Consider the following 19,455-nt stretch of genomic DNA (forward strand, 5'->3'; position numbering starts at 1 on the left):
CGGAGCTTACGAATGTGATCCGGCGATCGGAAGCTGCTGCGCACAACAGCGATCAAGGTGGGAGCGTGCCGCTCAATCCCGTCAGAGCGGTTGCCGGCGCATGACGCGCCGGCACGTCTCGACGTGACACGCCCACATCGGAGCGATGACATGAATATTCCAGCCACCCTCGCCCTCGCAGCCGCCCTCGCCTGCACCACCGTGCAGGCCTCGGCACAGGATCTGCGGTCGAGCCGACGCTCGATCAGCTATCACACGATCGATATCGGGGGTCTCAATATCTTCTACCGCGAGGCCGGGTCCGCCGACGCGCCGACCGTGCTGCTGCTCCATGGTTTCCCATCCTCGTCGCGGATGTGGGAGCCTCTGCTGCCGCTGCTCGCCGACAAATATCACCTGATCGCGCCTGATTATCCCGGCTTCGGCAACAGCAGCGCGCCGCCACCGTCCGACTTCACCTACACTTTTGACAACATCGCCGGCGTGATGGGCGAGCTGACGAACAAGCTCGGCCTGACCAACTACGTGCTGTTCATGCAGGACTATGGCGGTCCGGTCGGCTTCCGCATGGCGCTGGCGCATCCCGAGCGCGTTCGCGCCATCATGATCCAGAATGCCGTTTCGCATGAACAAGGACTGAGCCCGCTCTGGGAAGCGCGTCGCAAATACTGGGCTGATCCGGCGCATGAGCTCGAGGCGCTCAAGGCCAACTTCACATCCTTGGCCGCGACGCGCCAGCGGCACCTCGGCTCCAGCCCGCACCCCGAGCGCTACGACCCCGATAGCTGGACCGACGAATACGCGTTCCTGACGCGTCCCGGCGCGGCCGAGATCCAGACTACGCTGTTCCTGGATTACCGGACCAACGTCGCCTCCTATCCGAAATGGCAGGCGTGGCTGCGCAAGACGCGGCCGCCGACGCTGGTGGTCTGGGGCAAATACGATCCCTCCTTCACCGTCGCCGGCGCGTCGGCCTATCGCGACGATGTGCCGGATGCGGCGGTCCACATTCTCGAAGCCGGCCATTTCGCGCTCGACGAGGCGACCGACGAGATCGCCACGCTGATCCGCGACTTCCTTGCGCGTCTGGACGGGCACAAGGGCTGACGGCGACTTGCACAATGCACCGACCACAGGAGGCACACATGCCCGACAACATCAACCACGAACGACGTCGTTTCGTCGGCAGGGCTGCGATGGCGCTCGCCGCGACCCAGCTTGCGCTGAGCACGACGGCTACGGCGAAGCCGGCGAAGTCCGCCACCATCGTCAAGCCCGGCGCCAACACCGCGTTCGCGTCCCTGAAACAGATCGACGCCGGCCTCCTCAATGTCGGCTATGCCGAGGCGGGTCTCGCGGATGGCCCGCCCGTGATCCTGCTGCATGGCTGGCCCTATGACATCTACGCCTTCGTCGATGTCGCACCGCTGCTCGCCGCGGCCGGCCGCCGCGTGATCGTGCCTTACCTGCGCGGCTACGGCAGCACGCGTTTCCTCTCCGACTCGACGATGCGGAACGGGCAGCCGGCGGCGATCGCGGCCGACATCGTCGCCCTGATGGACGCGCTCGGAATCGACAAGGCGACGATTGCCGGCTTCGACTGGGGTGCGCGCACCGCCAACATCATCGCTGCGCTCTGGCCAGAGCGGGTCAAGGCGATGGTCTCGGTGAGCGGCTACCTGATCGGGAGCCAGCAGGCCGGCAAGATGCCGCTGCCGCCGAAGGCCGAGCTGCAATGGTGGTACCAGTTCTATTTCGCGACCGAGCGCGGCCGCGAGGGCTACGACAAGTACCGCCACGACTTCTCGAAGCTGATCTGGCAGCTCGCTTCGCCCCAATGGCATTTCGACGATTCCACTTTCGACCGTAGCGCGAAGGCGTTCGACAATCCGGACCATGTGGCGATCGTAATCCACAATTATCGCTGGCGACTGGGCCTCGCCGAAGGCGAAGCGAAATACGCCGACGACGAGGCGAAATTGGCGCAGGCGCCCGTGATCGCAGTGCCTACGATCACCTTGGAGGGTGACGCCAACGGCGCGCCGCATCCGGAGCCGTCCGCATACGCGAAGAAATTCTCCGGGCGCTATTCGCACCGGACCATCAAGGGCGGTATCGGCCATAATCTGCCGCAAGAAGCGCCGAAGGCCTTTGCCGACGCGGTGCTGGACGTCATGGCCGAAGCCTAGGCGCCGGACCTGCCAACGGCACTTAACAACGCTTAACGGGCGATCGTCTGCGCACGGAGGTATCTCTATTGGGGCGACACCACCGATGCGAGAGGAAACGGCCGGATGATTCCGCTGCTGGCGAATGCGATCGAGGCCCATGGCGGGCTCGATCGATGGAATGCCCACGAGCGACTCACCGCCACGATCGTGACGGGCGGCGACCTCTGGATATTGAAGGGCGTCGATCAGGACCAGGCGCCGCGCACGATGCGGATCGAGCTGCGTCGTGAGCGGGCTTCCATGGAGCCGTTCGGCAAGCCCGGCCAGCGCACCGACTTCAGCCCGGAGCGGATCGCCATCGTGGCTGCGGACGGCCGCATCGTCGCGGAGCGCAACAATCCGCGCGCCGCCTTCGCGCGGCACGATATGCGCACGCATTGGGATCCGCTGCATCGCGCCTATTTCAACGGCTATGCGCTCTGGACTTACATGACTGCGCCGTTCCTGCTGGCGGCGGACGGGTTCGAGGTCCGGGAGATCGCGCCGTGGCGCGAGGGCGCGGAGGTCTGGCGCGGATTGCGGGCGACCTTCCCGGCCGTGATCGCAAGCCACAGCGCCGAGCAGGATTTCTATTTTGGCCCCGACATGCTCATCCGCCGGCATGATTACCGGGTCGAGATCGCCGGCAATTTTCCGGCAGCTCAGTACGTGTCCGATCCCGTCACCGTCGACGGATTCAAGCTCCCGACCCGCCGGCGCATCTATCTGCGCGGCGACGATCTGATGCCGCTGCGTGATGAGCTGATGGTGTCGATCGATCTCGCGAATTTCCGGTTCGACTGAGCCTTGTCAGGCAGATGCCTCGTCCAGCACGAGCCGCGCTGCCTTCAAATCCGCCGTCTCGAATCCTTCCGAGAACCGCGCATAGGTCGCGGCGAGATCGTCGAGCGGATTCTTGACGCCCTGCCGAAGCCGAAGCGCCGCAAGCGACATCTCCGTCCGCAATCGCCAGGACAGCGCGCCCTGCTGCTCCGCCAGCGCGAGCGATGCGGCGAAGCCCGCTTCGGCGGCACCGAGATCACCGGTCCGCGCCTCGAGGTCGCCGCGCCGGCGCAGGAGCTCGGGCATGTCAAAACCTCCGCCGCCCTGCTCGACGCGAGCGATCGTCTCCTGCAGGACCTGCAGCCCTTCCGTCAACCGTCCCAGCGCCGCCAGTCCTTGCGACAGATCCGCGGCGAACGCGGATGCGTAGAGCTCGTAGCGATCCGCATGCAGGCGCAGCAGCGCGCTCCGCAGCAGATCGACACCGCCGGCCAGCTCGCCGCGGGCGATCATGGTCTGCGCGCGAAAGCCGGTCGCGACGGCTTCGTACGGCGCGAGCCCGTGCAAATTCGCATGGGTCGCGAGGCGTCCCGTCATCGTCTCGACGGCGGCCCAGTCACCGACCCAGCCGAACACCGAGGATGACCAGCACAGCGCGATGCAATGCATCAGCACATCGCGCGGCGCGGCGGCGCCGACGAGCGGGCGGACGCAATCGAGTGCGCGGTCGGGAAAGCCGCGCAGCCACAGCACCCGCGCGAGCGGAATCTGCGGCGTGCGCGAATAGGCGAAATGCCCGGGCTCCGTCCCGCGCAGCGCGGCGTCGTCGCGCACGCCTTCGTCGAGATGGGCCTGCGCCTCGGCCTGGTCGCCGGCGAGATGATACGACACGCCGAGAAGCGCCTTGCTGCCTGCGATCCCCGCGGTATCGCCGATCTGGCGGGCGATGCGCTCGGCCTGGAGTGCGGTCGGCACGAGGTGCCTGTAGTCGCCCGTGCGGCGATAGAACATGTTCAGCCGCGACAGCAGCCTGAACGCATTGGCGTGATCGTCGAGCGCTTCCGCGATCTCCAGCCCGCGCACGAGTGCGGCCTCGGCCTGCTCGCTGTTGCGCTCCGTGAACATGAAGGCGTGGCCAAGCGTCGACTGCAGCTCGAGCTCCCATTTGCCGCCCTGGTTGGCATCGTCGAGCATCGCGAGCGCGCGGCCCGACCAGATGCGCGCCTCGTTCAGCAGGTTGAGCTCGACGAACAGCCTTGCGGCGCTGCCGGCGAGCGGCACGCGCAAGGCGGCACCGTCGTGGTTGGCAAAACTCCATTCCAACGCCGCACGGGCATCTGCGAGCAGGCTCGCGCGCGCCTGCAGGCGCGAAGCCGGGTCGCCGCCCTGCTCCGCCATGCCGGCTTCGAGCGTGCGCTGAACATAGGCCGTGTGACGGCGCGCGATCGCCGCCGCTTCGCCCGCGTCGACCAGCTTCTGCATGGCATAGGCGCGCGTGGCATCCAGCAGGCGATAGCGCCGCGATGCGCCATCGGGCTGCGCCGACACCAGCGACTTGGCCACGAGCTGCTCCAGCGCATCGACGACGCGATCGGCCGCGGCACCCTCATCCGCGGCGACTGCGATCGCCCCCTTGAGCGTGAAGGGGCCGGCGAAGATGGCGAGTCGCTGAAGCACTGTGCGTTCGCTCTCGCCGATCAGGCCAAAGCTCCAGTCGAGCGTCGCGCCGAGCGTCTGCTGCCGTGGCGGCGCCGTTCGCCGTCCGCGCCATTCGAGCTTGAGCCTGGAGTCGAGCAGCGCGGCCATCTCCCGCAATCCGTAGACGCCGACGCGCACGGCGGCGAGTTCGATCGCGAGCGCGATGCCGTCGAGCTTGCCGCAGATCTCGGCCAGGACCTCGGCATCCTCGTCCGTGATATCGCCGCGATGGCCTGCGGCCGCGGCACGATCGATGAACAGCTGCGCGGCCGGATAATCCAGCACTTCGCCGGCGCTGAGGCGCGCCCCTTGCGGCGGGCCGGCCAGCGGAACGAGCTCGAAGATCTGCTCGCCTTCCACCAGCAGCGACTCGCGGCTGGTGGCGAGAATGGCGATGCCCGGCGCCTCGCGATAGATGTTTTCGGCCAGACACGCGACCTCGTCGATGACGTGCTCGCAACTGTCGAGGATGAGAAGCTGCCGCCGTCCGCGCAGAAAATTGACGATGCTGCCTGAGGGATCATCATGATGAACGACGAGACCCAGAGCGGCGGCAACCGTGCTCGCGACCAGCGTGGCGTCCTTCAGTGGGCCGAATTCGAGGAAATGAACGTGCCCCTCGAACGCCTGCCACATGTCATGCGCGAGCGCGGTCGCAACCGTGGTCTTGCCGATGCCGCCCGGTCCTCGCAGCGTGACGAAGCGGTCGCTCAGCAGACGCGCCGACAACTCGGGCAGCACGTCGTCCCGACCGATCATCCGGTCCAGCCGGTGTGGCAAGGCTGCAGGCGGCGCCGTTCTTTCAGGTGCACGCGGCGCGAGTGCCGGAGCGGCGTTGCGCTCGCCACGTTGCACGGGCGCGACGAAGCAATAGCCGCGGCTCGGGACGTTGGTGATGTAGCGGGCCCCGTCCTTGCCGTCGCCAAGCACCTTGCGCAGCTCCGCGACATGGACGCGCAGGCTGATTTCCTCGACCGCGAGGCCGGACCACGCGTAGCTCAGAATCTCGTTCTTCGGCACCACTTCGCCGGCACGGCTGAGGAGCAGACGCAGAATGTCCATCGCGCGGCTGCCGAGCTTGACCGGCGCTCCGTCCCTCTCGAGCAACCGCGACCGCAGCGAAAACGGTCCGAACGAGACTGCGTCGAAATCAAGGCTCGCCCCGGCGCCATTGCCGGGCGAGCCATGTCCTGCCGGGGGTTCGGTCACTTCTGACTCATCTTGACGGCCATTTCATTCAAATGCGCGGCGACTATACCCGCCGTCGATGCGCGGTCCAGCAAGGCGCCGAGCCGGCCTCATACCGGCACATCGATCGCAGCGCGATGTTCTGCAATGTCCTCACACCGCACCGATCTGCGCAAATAATTGAAAAGCTGGACAAAATCAAACGTCCTGCGGCGGGCTGTCACACTTCATGTGCTCGCACAAAATCTAACACCTCCTAATCATCACTAACGGGCTTCTTGCCTGGCTCACGCCTATCCTCTGATCGTGGAAAGCACTGAGAGTTGGCTGATCGCTGCAAGCGGCGACGAGGCCAGGAGAGGACGAGCGATGTTCAATGACTTGCAAGCAGCGCATGCCTGGATCGAATTTCCCGCCAGCCGGTGTGATCGCGAGGCTTCGCACGGGATGCGTGCAATCGCGCAGGAAAGCGGATGGCGCAAGATCGATCGCGGCCTGGACGCGGACATCACGATTTCGCGATGGGAAGACTCGCGGGCCATCTCGTCGCACGAAGCGACGACGCCGGCGGACCGCTATTTCGTCGCCATCGCGCTGAAGACCGCTCGGGTAAAGCTGACGCGGGACCGTCAGATCATCTTCGACGGCACCATGCCCGCGGGCACGCTGTACGTCAGTGCGCCATCGAAGCTTCTCGGCGTGCAATTCCATTCGCCCTGCGCTTTCCTGCACTTCCACATCTCCACCGATCATTTTTCGGCGGCGCGGCCGGCGACCGAGGGCCTCAACGACCTCGTCCTGCTGCGCGACCCGCTCGCAGCCGAGCTCGCCAAGGCACTGACCGAGCATGGCGATACCGCGGACCAGCAATTCGCGCGCTGCATCGGCGAGACCCTTGCGATGCATCTGACCCGGCTCGAGCTGCCACGCTCAAAAGTCAATGCCTTGCCGAAATGGCGGCTACGGCGCGTCGAGCAATATATCGCCGATCACTTTGATCGCTGCATCAGTCTGTCTGAGCTCGCCAATGTCGCGGGCCTCTCGAGGATGCATTTCGCGGCACAGTTCCGCGCCGCGACCGGCTACCGTCCGCGCGAATATCTGCTCAATCATCGCGTCGAGCATGCGAAGACCTTGCTCACGACGACCGAGCGGCCGCTGGCGGAGATCGCGCTTGCCGTCGGCTTCAGCACCCAGGCGCATTTTTCGACCGTGTTCAAGCGCATCAGCGGCGAGTCACCGGCACGCTGGCGTCTGGCCAGCAGGGCTGTGCTGCCTGCTACGGAGGCGCTTCCGCGGCGGCGCCCTGCCGCGGACATGGACTGGATGGTCGGCGCAGCCGCGTAGTTCGTGCGGCGGCAGGCGAATTGGAATCGAGGTATCTGAAATCAAGGGACTTGGAATCAAGCGACTTGAGATCAAGGCACTTGGCATCACGCCATCTGCAGTTCGACCGGTTTGCGATTTCTTTGGCGTGAGTGCCCTGCCACTCACGCCGGCTCGAGCCCTTTTCCTCCCGGGCCTGCGAGCCACTCGGGGCCGTCCCTCCGCCCACACAGGACGGCCCCTTTTCTTTCTGCCTCTCGTGTCCTGGACGCGCTACGGCACGGGCACGAGAGCGCAGTATGACTCACACTCCCTCCACGTCGTCGTTGCGAGCGCATTTCGCGTAGACCGGATAGAGCGCAGCGTAGTCCGGCGCCTTCGCACTACGGCCGCAGCAATCCCGGCGACGCGCCTATACCGGATCGAACGCGCGGATCGGCGGCAGATTGCCGGTGAACTTCTCCACCTCGACCGTCGTGAGCTGGCCGGTGCAGCCCTGCGCGAAGGACGAGGTGCCGATGTCGCGGGTGAGCACGTTGGGATTGCCGTGAACGCAGAGCGGCGCTTCGTCCTCGGGGTCCATCGGGTCGTACCACGCGCCGGTCGGAAGCTGCACGACGCCGGCCGCGATGCCGTCGGTGACGTGGACGGCGGCGAGACAGGCGCCGCGCTCGTTGAACAGCCGGATGATGTCGCCGTCCTTGATTCCGCGTGCATCGGCATCGCGTGGATTCATGCGCGCCACCTCGCGGCCGCGATGCTTCGCGCCCAGCGAATGGCCGCCGAAGTCGAGCTGGCTGTGCAGGCGCGTCACCGGCTGGTTGGCGACGAGGAAGCACGGCGCGCCGGGTTTCGGCATGTCGGTCTTGTCGAGCCAGACCGGATGGCCGGGACAATCGGCATCGCCGTGCGCGGCGATCTTGGCTGAATAGATCTCGATGCGCCCGCTCGGCGTCGGCAGAGGATGTTTGGCCGGATCCTCGCGAAAGCTGCGCAGCCGGCCGCCGTCGTCGGGCTGTTGCGGCACGACCAGGCTGCCGCGCCGCCAGAATTCGTCGAAATCAGGCGCCTCGAGGCCACGAGCTTGAAGCGAGGCGCGAGTCGGCTCGTACAGATGTTCGAGCCACTGCCGCGACGTGCGCCCTTCGGTGAAAGGTTCGCGCGCACCCAGGCGCTCGGCGAGATCGGCAAAGATGTCGTAATCGTCACGCGCAAGGCCGAAGGGCTCGGCGATCTGGTGCATCGCGACCATCAGGGGATCGTTGGTCGAATAACCGATGTCCTCGCGCTCCAGCGTCATGGTCGAGGGCAGCACGATGTCCGCGTGCCGCGCCGTCGCGGTCCAGGCGAGCTCGTGCACGACGAACGTATCGAGCTGCGCAAAAGCCTTGCGCAAGCGGTTGATGTCCTGATGGTGATGGAAGGGATTGCCGCCGGCCCAGTAGACGAGGCGGATGTCCGGATAGGTACGCGTCTCGCCATTGTAGCGATAGGTCGTGCCGGGACTGAGCAGCATGTCGGCGATGCGCGCGACCGGAATGAAATCGCGCACGCCGTTGCGGCCCTGCCCCAGCGTCGGTCCCGGCACGTCGTTGACGCGGCGGCCATAATAGCCGATCGCGCCGAGCGAATAAGCATAACCGCCACCGGGCAGGCCGATCTGGCCGAGCGCTGCAGCGAGCACCATGCCCATCCACACCGGCTGCTCGCCATGCTCGGCGCGCTGGAGCGAATGCGAAACGGTGATCAGTGCACGCTTTCCGGCGGCGCGGCGCGCGAGCTCGCGTATCGCGTCCGCATCGACGCCGCAAATCGCGGCGGCCCATTCGGCATGCTTGGCCTGCCCGTCGCTCTCGCCATTGAGATAGCGCAGGAACACGGGCCAGCCTTCGGTGTAGCGATCGAGGAAGGCCTGGTCGTGCAGACCTTCGCTCACAAGTGTGTGGACGATGCCGAGCATCAGGGCGGTGTCGGTGCCGGGCAGGCACGTCATCCATTCGGCGCCGGCCTCGACGGGAAGATCGTCGCGCAGCGGGCTGACCAGGATGAACGCGCAGCCGCGCCGGCGCGCGGCTTCCATGGCGCCGCGCTCGACATGCTTGCTGATCGAGCCGCCGGCCACCATGGAGTTCTTCAGCGCCATGCCGCCGAACGCCAGCACGATGTCGGTGTTCTCGGCAATCTGCTCCCAGGTGACGTTGCGCTTGGTGATGTCCTCGTAGCCGGCAAGGATCTGCGGCAGCAGCACCGAGGATGCGCCCGAAGAGTAAGTGTTCACCGAGCGCACATAGCCGCCCATTGCGATGTTGAGGAAGCGATGCACCTGGCTCTGGGCGTGATGGAAGCGGCCCGCGCTCGACCAGCCGTAGGAGCCGCCGAACACGGCGCCCGGGCCGCGCGTATCGCGGATGCGGCCGAGTTCGTCGCCGAGCAGATCGAGCGCCTTCTCCCAACTGACGGAGACGAACTCATCGCGGCCGCGGCGATCGTCCGGGCCAGGTCCGCGCTCGAGCCAGCCGCGGCGGATCGCCGGCTGGGCGATGCGCGCCTGATGCCGCAGCGCGCCGGGGAAATTGCCGATGATGCCGTTCGGATCGGGGTCGCCCGCATAGGCCCTGACCTCGAGCCCGGCTTCGCTCTGACGCGCGGAAAACACGCCCCAATGCGAGGTGTGGGGCTTGAAGCCGTCAGACAGGTCGAGGCCGGGGTCGGGAAAGCCAATCGTATCGTCCATCGTCTGATCCTTGTTCCGGTACGGCACGGACCCAGCCGCTGCCGCGTCGATTCCGGTGGCAGTATACCGATCCGCATCATGATGTCGTCGGGATCAGGGCCGTCGGAAACGCCGGGCTCCCGCGCGCAAGTGCAGCTGGGTGACCGTCCGACCGCACGACAAGCGGCGATTCTTAAGCCAATTTATTCTTTATTTTCAATATCTTGTTGGACGACCTTCGAGACGCCCCGGTCGCGAAATCTCTTCAAACGACATCGACATGGAAATGTGCGATATGCCGCCCATCCCCACAGCAGCATCGGTTCATCATGATCCAGCGCGTCTTGCCCTACGAAGAACTCCTCCACGAAGTGGTCGAGCATAATGGCGTGCTCTACATCGGCGGGATCGTCCCCGAGGACACCAGCCTCGATATGTCGGGCCAGGCCAACGACGTCCTCGGGCAGCTGGCGCGCCTGTTGACGACGCTCGGCTCCGATCTCGCCAACGTCTTGCAGGTGACCATCTTCATGACCAACCTGAAGGAGAAGGCGGAGTTCAATGCGGCCTGGAAGGCGCACTTTGCGGAAGCTCACCTGCCGGCGCGCGCTGCGATCGGCGTGGCCGATCTCGGTCCAGGCGTCAAACTCGAGATGACGGCCATCGCGGCCCGGTAACCCCAGGCTCGAGGCGCTCACTTCCAGGCGATCGTGATCGCGCTGATGTTGGAGGCGAGCTCAAGTCCGGCCTTCGGGCCTTGCAGCACGATCGTCACGCCCTTTTCGTTGCGCAGATGGGCGCCGTTGACGCCGCCGACGAGTGCGAAGCCGCCGCCGACGGAGCTATAGGTGCCGACGAAGTCGCCGACATCGCGGATGCCTGATGCCCGGCCATCAAATCTGCCGACGGTCGCACCGGCCGTGATGCCGACGCTCAAGCCGGAGACCTTGAAGGGATAATTCCGACCGCGGTAGTTCAGCACGCCACTGCCGGTGCCGCCTCCGACCAGCAGGCCAGCCTTGACGAACCTCACCTGGACATGGCCGCTCGCTTGCGCGAACGACGGCGTGGCCGGCATCGCGAGCAGGAGGAGCGCGAGCGCGGCAAGGCCGATTGCGGTCGCGCGCCGCATGCGTTCCGGTTTATGGCTTCGCGGCATCGACCTTCTTCCAGGTCTGGTCGGGATCGAACAGCGTGGTGCGCTCGGCGATGACAGCCGTGCGGTTGCCGAGATCCTTCTGGTAGACGGTGCCGGCATGATTGACGAGAAACGTCATCACGCCGGAATTGCCGTATTCGGCGGGCCAAGCGATCAGTCCGAAGCCCCCGATCATCTTGCCCTTGACGACGTAGTTGAGCGCGCCACCGGCCGCGTCGGAACCCTGGCCTTTCAGTATTCGGAAGTAGTAGCCGTGATAAGGCGCGGGTGCCTCGCCTGTGCCTTGCTTGTAGCCTTCGGCCGAGGCCTCCGCGACCAGCGCGCCGAGCGGGCTCGGATCACTGTCGTCACGCCAGAACAGGCCGTCCTTCTTGCCGGGCGTGGAAAGGAAGCGTTGCGCGTAGACACCAGCGCCCTCGCCGCGATCCGTGTCGGCGTATTCATTCTGGGCATCGACATAGGCAAGCGCGGTCTGGATCGCGTCGAGCTCGTTGCGGCCGATGCGGCGGCGAAGCACCTCGATCCGCCCCTCGTCGGTGTCGAACGCCCAGCCTGTCTTGGTGTTGAGCAGCGGAATCGGAAACGGGAAATCGTCCGGCCCCAGTATCAAGGTCGCGGTCTTGTTGCCCTCCGCCTTGATGCCGTGCTTGGCGTCGTACATCGACGTGAAGCGCTGACGGATGTCGTTGTCGGCGACCTCGTCACCGGACGAGACGATATCCTCGGCGGCCCTGCCGAGCACCTTCAAAATGTCGCCCGGCCCGCTTTTGACTGCGGCCGCGAGCGCGGCGGCCGCATCCTCCGGTGTCTTGTAGGATTGCTGCGCCTGTGCCGCCGAGCCAAGCATGGCGAGCGCCACCACGCCCGGCAGGATCGCGCGATGGAGCGATTTCAGGCCGATCATGGCGTCACCTCCGCAGGGATCTTCGCGCCGTCGGCGAGCCAATCGCGGTAGGTGCGGAATGTCAGGCCAAGCTTGTCATAATAGACGCGCAGATAACCATCGCTGCCGCGCGTCACGGCGTCAGGCATCACCTTCTCCACCTCCTGCGCCATCACGCCGACATAGGCCTTGTCGCTGCCGATGTAGCTGAAGCGATAATAGCCGAGGCCGTTAGAGAGATGGCCGAGCAGGACGATGTCATGCTTCAGCGCGATGTCGGAGCGCCGCCCACCGCCGCCACCGCCGCGGCCTCCTCCTCCGCCTCCACCACCACGGAAGCCACCACCACCACCACCACCATGCATGGCCATTCCGCCACCGCCGCCGCGCCCGGCAAAGCTTCCGCCGCCACCGCCGCGCGGCATGCTCGCCATGCTGGAGCGTCCGCGCGCCGATGCTGCGGCCGCCGCCCGGCCCGACGAGACGTTCATCGCACCGCCGCGATTGCCGCCACCGCCTCGATTGGCGGCAGCGCCGCCGCCGGCTCGATTCGCAGCCTTTGCACGATCGCCGCCGCCCTTACCCACATTCTTGCCTGCATTCTTGGCGCGATCTCCACCACCCTTGGCACGATCTCCCGCGCCAGCACGATCGCCGCCGCCGGGCCGGTCGCCGCGATTGCCGGCACGATCACCGCGATCACCAGCACGATCTCCTGCACGGTCACCCGGACCGCCACGATCACCGGCACGGTCGCCGGCGCGATCTCCAGCCCGGTCTCCCGCACCTTGGCTCGGGCGCAGCACCTGGTTGCCGTCCCGGCCGCGGAAATCCATCCGGTCCGACGCGCCCGCCCTCACATTGTTGTTGCCGAAACGCTGCTGGACGTTGGTGTTGTTATAGCGCACGCCGCCGCGATGCGCCGGATTGTGCTGCCAGCCGTTGGCGATGTTGGTGGTGCGATGATTGACGTAGACGTTGCGGTTGCCCCAGTTGCAGCCGCCGCCCCAGTAACTGCCCCAGCGCCCGATCGCCCAGGCCGTGCCAAAGGCAATGCCGGCCGCAACCACGCCGGCGCCGATATAGGACGGATATCCCCAGTAATACGGCGGATACTCCGCATAGGGCCAGGTGCCGTAGACCGTCGCCGGATCGTAATAGGGCACGTACATCTCGGCGGGATCGGCCTGCTGGATGACGACAACCTGCTTGCCTTCCTGGCTCTGAACGCTGACCTTCTGCTGTTTGGTCGTGACCAGCTTCTTGTTGTCATAGGCCTTGTTGCGCAGGCGCTGGATCGCGTCCATCACGTCGGGCTGCTGGGCGAGAAAGGCATCGCCGAGTTTCTGGGTCCATTCGAGCTTGTCGCTCATCATCGACAACACATCGGGGGTGCTGGCGAGCGCCTTGACGCTGTCGTCCCAGGCCTGCTTGTCGACCTCGGCCTTCAGCGCCTCGCCCTTCAGCGTCTTGCGCTCCTTCAGCCAGCGATCGGCCTGCACCACTTCCAGCGGATAGGTCGATGCCGCCAGGACATTGGCCAGCAGCTCGTCGGGATAGAGCGCGATCGGCGCCACCAGCGCCTCGAGCTGCTCGGGTTTCAGGAGTTCGGCGCTCGGCGGAGGCGGACTTGCGGGCTGTGCCTGCGTGCTCGGCGCCGCCGGCTTGTCAGCCGTCTGCGCGGTTGCGGTGATCGGCATCGTCAGCATCAACGCAAGCGCCATCAGGATCTTGCCGCAGCGAAACATGCCATCCTCCATCGAACTTTCCGGCCACCAAGATCGGGCCGCGGCATGGGCGTTTATTGATCAAGATCAACGAAGGCCTGCTTGGCCGCCTTGTTGAGGCGCGAGAGCAATGCCGCGCCGCCGGATCGCTAAACGTCTGCGCTAGTGGATGATCGGGAGCCTGATCGTGAACAGCGCGCCGCCCGACGGCTGGTTCTCGGCGGCTATGGTGCCGTGATGGGCCTCGACGATGGTCTTGACGATTGCGAGCCCCATACCCATGCCCTGAGGCTTGGTCGTGAAGAATGGATTGAAGATGTTCGCGAGGTCGCCGACCGCAATGCCCGAACCGGTGTCGGCGATCCGGATCTCGGCGTGGCCCCCGGCGCGCCCGGTCGATACGCCGACCTCGCGCTTCTTCATGTCCGCGTCGGAGACCGCATCCAACGCATTGATGATCAGGTTGAGAACGACCTGCTGCAGCTGCACGGGGTCGCCCTTGACGTGCAGCTCCGCAGCGGCTGGCGCGTAAGCCAGCGTGATCCGGCGCCCGTCGGCGAGCGCCGTCACCAGGCCGATTGCTTCCCGTACCGTGTCGTTCAGTTCGGTGTCCTTGATTTCAAACGGCCGCTTCCTCAGGACGCTTCGAAGCCTGCGGATGACCTCGGACGCCCGCTGATCGTCGCGCCTGATGTCGGCCAGAATCTGGCGGATCTCGTTGATGTCGGGTGAAGTGGCTTTGAGCATAAGCTCCGCCGTCTCGGCATTGGTCAGAATGGAGCCGAGCGGCTGGTTCAGCTCGTGGGCAATCGACGTCGTCAACTCGCCGACGGCCGAGTACCGATTGGCGTGGGCGAGTTCGGTCAGGCGTTGTCGCGACTCGATCTCGGCCAACTGGCGGCGATGGCGCTCGCTCAGAAGTCCGCCGATGAAGCCGGCCTGTATCAAAATCACGGCCGCGATCAGCAGCATCTGCCAATGATAGCGATCCCAGAGGGCCGGCTCACGAAACAGGATTTCGCTGCCCGGCGGCAGACTGCTCTCGCCGATCCCCCAGCGCTGCAACTCCCGCCAATCATATTTCGGCGGCCCGAATCCGATCGGCTCGTATTTGATGCGGGCCGGCTTCTCGCCGCCGAGGATCCGGATCGCGGCACTGACGGTCTTCGAACTGGTTTCGGCGATGGAGTGCATGGGCCCGCCGACGCTGGCGTCGCCGAAGAAAGGTTCCTGATACGAGAAGATCGGCGCGTTCGCGACAGCATGCAGCCTGTGCAGGGCGATATCGCCCTCGTGGACAATGCCGCCGGCATCGACCAACATCAGCCCCCAGAACAGCGCGGAATGAGGCGGAAGCACCGATGCGCGCTTCAGGATCTCCTCAAACGGCAGGTCGGAGTACCAGACGAGGTCGAGCCGGCCTTCCAGCGGTTTCAACTCCCGCTTCACCTCGTCGATCCAGAATTTCTCGAGGGGCGAGGCACCGACCACAACGGCGACCGTTTTGATATCGGGCAAGAGCTTGAGAATGTTCTCGAAGGCCGCCACGAAATCATTGCGGACGGACACGACCACGTCATTGTCGGTGAGGTCCAGGCGGTTCACCAGCCGTTGTTCGACCACGGTCAGCACCGTCGGCGTTTCCGGGAAGAGCTTCGCACGGTATCTCTGCACGAACCGCGCCGCAGGTGCGCCGATGCTCAGCACGATATCGGGCGGCCTGCCCTGGTAGAGCGAACCGAGATAATCGACGAAAGGCGCTTCGGGGCCTGGACTGTTGAAACGGGCGGTGAGCAGCGTGTGCTCCTGGACGTCGAGCGGCCAGGGCGATTGCCGCTCGAGCTCGGCCTTGATGCTCCGCGCATATTCACTCCAGGGGCGAAACTCGCGGCCGAAGGAATGCAGGATCAGCACGCGCTTTGGCTCGCTGCGCGCAGCCGAGCCGGGCTCAGCGGCTCGCGCGGGCCCAGACAGCATGCACGCGGCGAGCAACAGGCCTAGACCCAACAGCGTGGTCGCAACCAGCCACTGCTTGACCGACGCCCTGATCATGCGCCCGCTCCCCTCCGCCTCGGCCGCGCTCCGGCGCCTCCGGACCACAATTCTAGCGAGAACTGGGCCGCTTCGACAGTGCCGAGGACGCAGTCAAGCTGCACGCAGGACGGTCCATTCGCGAAACAATCCGACCTGGGACCTCAGTGCCCGCTCAGCACCAGCGTCTTGATCGGCAGCAGCAGCGCCTGGATGCGCAGCAGCAGCGCATGCACCAGCCCGACGCCGTCGACGACATGCAAGACAATGGCCCGGCCGGTGCTGGTCTCCTTCGCCGAGATCTCCTCGTGATTGCTGGTGTAGGCGTTGACGATGCAGCTGCTGCCCGGCGTCACGCCGTCAAGGCCGCCTTTGTAGAGCGGCTCCATGAATGCCAGGATCGTACCGGGCCGCACGACATTCTGCGCCTCAACGAGTAGCTCTCCGCTGCGGAACTGTCCGGCCGCGATGTAGTCTTGCACATTGGTGATGACCATCGGAATGATAACCCACGGCCTCGATATGCAGGTTGCTTCCGCCACCATGCCGACCTGCAAGACCTGAGCCTCGATCTGGCCAAAGCCCGCCTGCAGACTCTGCCGGCCGGCGCCCGCCGGAACCAGCACACCCGCCGGCCGCAACAGCTGATTGACCACGTCGCCGGCGCGGACCAGGAATTGCTCCACACGCCCGTCAACGCCGGCGCGGACAAAAGTCTTGTCCAGATCCACCTGCGCCTCGGCTAGCGTCGCTTCGGCGCTGGCCTTTTCGGCCGGCAAGAGCGTTGAAACGCGCAAGGCTGCCGACTGCCTCGAAGCCGTGGCGGAGTCGACCCCAGCCTGCCGCTGATCGACGAGCACCTGCAGCTTTTCGATGTCGCGCTGCGGCACGATGCCGGGATTGCGACGCTGCAACTCGGATTTGACGTCCAGTTCATCCTTGGCCTGCTGAAGGTTGGCCTTGGCTTCCTGGATCTGCGCTTCGGCCTTGACCACGTCGGATTCCGCGCTCGTCAGCGACGCATCGACTTCAGCGATCTTGCGTTTGGCGGTTTCCAGAGCCGCGCGTTGCTTCGAACTATCCAGCGTGAACAGTACGTCGCCCTTCTTCACCGCCTGGCTGTAGCCGACATTGACTTCCGCGACCCGGCCGGAGCCCTCGGGCAGGATCGGCACCGTACGGTAATACAGCGTCGCCGAGGTCGTTGACGGGTGAAAGTAGAAGATCATGGTGATGAGCGACACCGTGAGCATCAGGCAGCCGGTGATGCCCCATCGCAGCTCGTACCAGATGGAAAAGAACGTGATCTCCTTGCCGAAGCGCTTGCCCTGCGCATAGCGGCGGTAGAGATAGTCGGGCAGGATGGTCAGAAGGGAGCAGAACATGAGCTCAAACATGGCTGCGCTCCTTCTCCTTGGGGACTGACTTCTCTGCCGGTGGGGGGCTCGGTTGCTCGGGTTCGCGCCCGTCGCCCGGAGCGGCGTCAGCGATCCTCTCGACGGAGCCGGCAATGCTGCGCAGCGGCGTGCCGAAATCGGGCAGGTCGATCATCGCGAGCAGCAGGCCGGCCACCCAGAAAATGTGCAAGTGCGTAAAGAGCGAGATGATGCCCAGCACCGCCACGATCTCGAATTGCAGCTTCTGCGACTTGTGCGCCATGCGCTCAGGCAGGCTGTGCAGCTTCCAATAGAGCGTGCCCACCCAGAGCACGGTGCCGATCAGGAAGATCCCCATCACCACCATCAGCGGGTCCACCCCGCTTCCCGGCGCGAGATAGAACGGCAGATGATGCGGGGCCATCGGATGAAGTTGCTCGCTCAACGTTCTCTCCTCGACAGGCGCGTTTCCACTTGAATGCGTCGAATGCAGTGTCGGTATCGGGTGGCGCAATTGCTTGATTTGGATCAACGGGCCTGGAACGGCCCCACCTAGCCTCGCCTGAAAGTTGACGTGCAACAACAGGAGCCGCCTGCCATGCCCGGCATCGATGATCTCATCCCCAGTGCCACGCAGATCCGCAAGGAAGCAGCCCTCAAGGAGGCAGCGAAGGCCGACGAATATGCGCGCCTTGCCGCCGCCGCCGAAGCCGAGAAACACGCCCTCATTGAACGCCTCAGCAAGCCTTCTGGCAAGACCGAGGACGAGAAGATCAAGCTCGCCTCGACGATCATCCAGCGTGCGGTGCGGAACGGCTTGACCGAGGTTCAGGTCTATCGCTTCCCCAACACGCTGTGCACCGACAAGGGCCGCGCTATCAATCAGATGGAAGCGGGCTGGGAGAACACCCTGACCGGAATTCCGAAGGAAATCTTCCAGCTCTGGAGCGATTACCTGAAACCGCGCGGCTATCGCATCGCGTATCAGATCATCGATTTTCCAGGCGGTGTTCCCGGCGACATCGGCGTGACCATTTCCTGGGGTGATTGAGCATGGCCAATGACGCGCCCGTGGAGCGGATGAAGCGGAAGGACTATGAGAAGGAGCTCGAAAAACTCCAGGTCGAGTTGTGTCACCTTCAGGAATGGGTCAGAGCCCAGAAACTGAAGGTGATCATCATCTTCGAGGGGCGCGACGCGGCCGGCAAGGGCGGGACCATCAAGGCGCTGACCGAAAAGGTGAGCCCGCGCGTGTTCCGTGTCTGCGCCCTGCCCGCGCCCTCCGACCGGCAGAAATCCCAGCTGTTCCTGCAGCGCTATATCGAGCAATTCCCGGCCGGCGGTGAGATCGTGATTTTCGACCGCAGCTGGTACAACCGCGCCGGCGTTGAATACGTCATGGGCTTCTGCTCGCCGACCGAACACAAGCGCTTCCTGGAATTGTGTCCGCTGGTCGAGAAATTCGCCGTGGACGCCGGCATCGTCCTGATCAAGCTCTGGCTCGAGGTCGGGATGGAGGAGCAGGAGCTCCGCTTCAAGGCGCGTATCGAGGATCCGCTGCGGCAGTGGAAGCTGAGCCCGATGGACACCGAGTCGTTCGGGCGCTGGTACGATTACTCGCGCGCGCGTGACATGATGTTCGAGGCGACCGACACGAAGCATGCACCGTGGCGACTGATCCGCTCCGACGACAAGCGGCGAGCGCGGCTCAACGTTATCTCGCACATCCTGAGAACTATCCCTTACAAGGAAGTCAAGCGGGAGAAGGTCAAGCTTCCGCCACGGTCCCACAAGGGACGTTACAACGACCAGGCAAGCCTGCGCGGCCTGAAGTTCGTCGAGGAACGCTACTGAAACGCGAAACGGGCTGCGATGACGCAGCCCGTTTAGCTTGAGCGCCCTCCCGGGCCTATTTCAGCCGGATCGTGACGCCGCCAACCGCAGCCGATACTTCCGCGCCGACCTTCGGCCCGCTGAGCTGGAGGATGACGCCATTGCCGTTCTGCAACTGAACGGCTCCGGCGCCCGCGGCAACCGCGCCGCCCGCGCCGCCCGCCGCGTAGGAGCCTTCGATCGACTCCGGCCCCCTCAGATTGAGTGCGCGCCCGACGAGCTTGGTGGTCGAGGCGCCGATCGTGAAACCGACGCTCATGCCTGAGACGGTGAAGGGATATTTCTTGCCCCGGTACAGCAGAACGCCCTCGCCGCCACCGACGCCGACGATGAACCCGCCCTTGGTGAAGACCACGGCAACCTGGCCGGTGTCGGCACGCGATGACGTACTGAAACCGGCGACGCCCGCGAGCGAGACGGCCAAGGCGGCATAGATGGCGACTTTTCTCATGTCTCACGTTCTCCTCT

16 protein-coding genes are annotated in these 19,455 nt (G+C 65.1%); 7 read left to right on the plus strand and 9 right to left on the minus strand.

Translation table 11 applies throughout. The features are described 5' to 3' along the window. Positions 1 to 150: 150 nt before the first annotated feature. The 3 genes from AC0L3X_RS19035 to AC0L3X_RS19045 all read left to right on the plus strand — a co-directional run bounded on the left by AC0L3X_RS19035 (position 151) and on the right by AC0L3X_RS19045 (position 3,014). On the plus strand, positions 151 to 1,107 hold the full coding sequence (locus tag AC0L3X_RS19035; protein ID WP_063981873.1) for an alpha/beta fold hydrolase: 957 nt from the start codon (positions 151 to 153) through the stop codon (positions 1,105 to 1,107). A 38-nt stretch (positions 1,108 to 1,145) separates the two neighbouring features. Then, positions 1,146 to 2,189, plus strand: coding sequence for an alpha/beta fold hydrolase (locus tag AC0L3X_RS19040; protein WP_063981872.1), 1,044 nt, complete (start codon positions 1,146 to 1,148; stop codon positions 2,187 to 2,189). A gap of 105 nt (positions 2,190 to 2,294) precedes the next feature. Then, positions 2,295 to 3,014, plus strand: a complete 720-nt coding sequence (locus tag AC0L3X_RS19045) for a hypothetical protein (RefSeq protein ID WP_063981871.1) — start codon at positions 2,295 to 2,297, stop codon at positions 3,012 to 3,014. A gap of 6 nt (positions 3,015 to 3,020) precedes the next feature. Here the strand turns inward: AC0L3X_RS19045 and AC0L3X_RS19050 are convergent, their stop codons facing one another. Next, a complete protein-coding gene (locus AC0L3X_RS19050) occupies positions 3,021 to 5,900 on the minus strand; it encodes an ATP-binding protein (protein ID WP_166100626.1) in 2,880 nt (959 codons plus the stop codon). Positions 5,901 to 6,248: 348 nt separating this feature from the next. On the opposite strand from AC0L3X_RS19050, the gene AC0L3X_RS19055 reads away from it, so the two are divergent. Continuing rightward, positions 6,249 to 7,226, plus strand: a complete 978-nt coding sequence (locus tag AC0L3X_RS19055; protein WP_063981869.1) for an AraC family transcriptional regulator — start codon at positions 6,249 to 6,251, stop codon at positions 7,224 to 7,226. Positions 7,227 to 7,617: 391 nt separating this feature from the next. Here the strand turns inward: AC0L3X_RS19055 and AC0L3X_RS19060 are convergent, their stop codons facing one another. After that, positions 7,618 to 9,939: a molybdopterin guanine dinucleotide-containing S/N-oxide reductase gene (locus AC0L3X_RS19060; protein ID WP_063986190.1), complete on the minus strand. Its 2,322-nt coding sequence runs from the start codon at positions 9,937 to 9,939 to the stop codon at positions 7,618 to 7,620. 308 nt (positions 9,940 to 10,247) lie between these two features. Between AC0L3X_RS19060 and AC0L3X_RS19065 the strand changes: the two genes are divergently transcribed. After that, the gene (locus tag AC0L3X_RS19065; RefSeq protein WP_473316690.1) at positions 10,248 to 10,595 is read left to right on the plus strand and encodes a RidA family protein; all 348 of its coding nucleotides are present in this window, start codon (positions 10,248 to 10,250) and stop codon (positions 10,593 to 10,595) included. A 17-nt stretch (positions 10,596 to 10,612) separates the two neighbouring features. On the opposite strand, the gene AC0L3X_RS19070 is transcribed toward AC0L3X_RS19065, so the two are convergent. The 6 genes from AC0L3X_RS19070 to AC0L3X_RS19095 form a co-directional block, all read right to left on the minus strand. Beyond that, positions 10,613 to 11,077 carry a lipid-binding SYLF domain-containing protein gene (locus AC0L3X_RS19070; protein WP_063981868.1) on the minus strand — a complete coding sequence of 155 codons (465 nt, stop codon included), beginning with the start codon at positions 11,075 to 11,077 and terminating at the stop codon, positions 10,613 to 10,615. Further along, positions 11,061 to 11,981, minus strand: a complete 921-nt coding sequence (locus AC0L3X_RS19075; RefSeq protein ID WP_063981867.1) for a DUF2950 domain-containing protein — start codon at positions 11,979 to 11,981, stop codon at positions 11,061 to 11,063. The genes AC0L3X_RS19070 and AC0L3X_RS19075 overlap by 17 nt, the downstream gene beginning before the upstream one ends. After that, entirely contained in the window at positions 11,978 to 13,708 is a 1,731-nt protein-coding gene (locus AC0L3X_RS19080; RefSeq protein WP_063986189.1) for a DUF3300 domain-containing protein, read from the minus strand. The genes AC0L3X_RS19075 and AC0L3X_RS19080 overlap by 4 nt, the downstream gene beginning before the upstream one ends. Before the next feature lie 141 nt (positions 13,709 to 13,849). Then, positions 13,850 to 15,739: a sensor histidine kinase gene (locus AC0L3X_RS19085; RefSeq protein WP_085402453.1), complete on the minus strand. Its 1,890-nt coding sequence runs from the start codon at positions 15,737 to 15,739 to the stop codon at positions 13,850 to 13,852. Between the two features lie 143 nt (positions 15,740 to 15,882). Continuing rightward, positions 15,883 to 17,115 carry an HlyD family secretion protein gene (locus AC0L3X_RS19090; RefSeq protein WP_063981865.1) on the minus strand — a complete coding sequence of 411 codons (1,233 nt, stop codon included), beginning with the start codon at positions 17,113 to 17,115 and terminating at the stop codon, positions 15,883 to 15,885. After that, the gene (locus tag AC0L3X_RS19095; RefSeq protein WP_063981864.1) at positions 17,108 to 17,518 is read right to left on the minus strand and encodes a hypothetical protein; all 411 of its coding nucleotides are present in this window, start codon (positions 17,516 to 17,518) and stop codon (positions 17,108 to 17,110) included. Before AC0L3X_RS19095 ends, AC0L3X_RS19090 begins: the two co-directional genes overlap by 8 nt. 174 nt (positions 17,519 to 17,692) lie before the next feature. Between AC0L3X_RS19095 and AC0L3X_RS19100 the strand changes: the two genes are divergently transcribed. Then, entirely contained in the window at positions 17,693 to 18,145 is a 453-nt protein-coding gene (locus AC0L3X_RS19100; RefSeq protein ID WP_028149181.1) for a hypothetical protein, read from the plus strand. 2 nt (positions 18,146 to 18,147) lie between these two features. Next, complete coding sequence (gene ppk2 / locus AC0L3X_RS19105) at positions 18,148 to 18,948, plus strand: polyphosphate kinase 2 (RefSeq protein WP_085402452.1); 801 nt, start codon at positions 18,148 to 18,150, stop codon at positions 18,946 to 18,948. A gap of 55 nt (positions 18,949 to 19,003) precedes the next feature. On the opposite strand, the gene AC0L3X_RS19110 is transcribed toward ppk2, so the two are convergent. Then, positions 19,004 to 19,438, minus strand: coding sequence for a hypothetical protein (locus tag AC0L3X_RS19110; RefSeq protein ID WP_063981862.1), 435 nt, complete (start codon positions 19,436 to 19,438; stop codon positions 19,004 to 19,006). Between the last annotated feature and the right edge of the window lie 17 nt (positions 19,439 to 19,455).

The sequence above is a fragment of the Bradyrhizobium sp. MI1.7 genome (genome assembly GCF_055811795.1).

Bases quoted from the DNA above. Each gene is read 5' to 3' on its own strand.
- AC0L3X_RS19040 (WP_063981872.1), top strand. From the start codon at position 1,146: ATGCCCGACAACATCAACCACGAACGACGTCGTTTCGTCGGCAGGGCT.
- AC0L3X_RS19080 (WP_063986189.1), bottom strand. From the start codon at position 13,708: ATGTTTCGCTGCGGCAAGATCCTGATGGCGCTTGCGTTGATGCTGACG.
- AC0L3X_RS19090 (WP_063981865.1), bottom strand. From the start codon at position 17,115: ATGTTTGAGCTCATGTTCTGCTCCCTTCTGACCATCCTGCCCGACTAT.
- AC0L3X_RS19065 (WP_473316690.1), top strand. From the start codon at position 10,248: ATGATCCAGCGCGTCTTGCCCTACGAAGAACTCCTCCACGAAGTGGTC.
- AC0L3X_RS19075 (WP_063981867.1), bottom strand. From the start codon at position 11,981: ATGATCGGCCTGAAATCGCTCCATCGCGCGATCCTGCCGGGCGTGGTG.
- AC0L3X_RS19045 (WP_063981871.1), top strand. From the start codon at position 2,295: ATGATTCCGCTGCTGGCGAATGCGATCGAGGCCCATGGCGGGCTCGAT.
- AC0L3X_RS19085 (WP_085402453.1), bottom strand. From the start codon at position 15,739: ATGATCAGGGCGTCGGTCAAGCAGTGGCTGGTTGCGACCACGCTGTTG.
- AC0L3X_RS19055 (WP_063981869.1), top strand. From the start codon at position 6,249: ATGTTCAATGACTTGCAAGCAGCGCATGCCTGGATCGAATTTCCCGCC.
- AC0L3X_RS19095 (WP_063981864.1), bottom strand. From the start codon at position 17,518: ATGGCCCCGCATCATCTGCCGTTCTATCTCGCGCCGGGAAGCGGGGTG.
- AC0L3X_RS19035 (WP_063981873.1), top strand. From the start codon at position 151: ATGAATATTCCAGCCACCCTCGCCCTCGCAGCCGCCCTCGCCTGCACC.
- AC0L3X_RS19070 (WP_063981868.1), bottom strand. From the start codon at position 11,077: ATGCCGCGAAGCCATAAACCGGAACGCATGCGGCGCGCGACCGCAATC.
- ppk2 (WP_085402452.1), top strand. From the start codon at position 18,148: ATGGCCAATGACGCGCCCGTGGAGCGGATGAAGCGGAAGGACTATGAG.
- AC0L3X_RS19060 (WP_063986190.1), bottom strand. From the start codon at position 9,939: ATGGACGATACGATTGGCTTTCCCGACCCCGGCCTCGACCTGTCTGAC.
- AC0L3X_RS19110 (WP_063981862.1), bottom strand. From the start codon at position 19,438: ATGAGAAAAGTCGCCATCTATGCCGCCTTGGCCGTCTCGCTCGCGGGC.
- AC0L3X_RS19100 (WP_028149181.1), top strand. From the start codon at position 17,693: ATGCCCGGCATCGATGATCTCATCCCCAGTGCCACGCAGATCCGCAAG.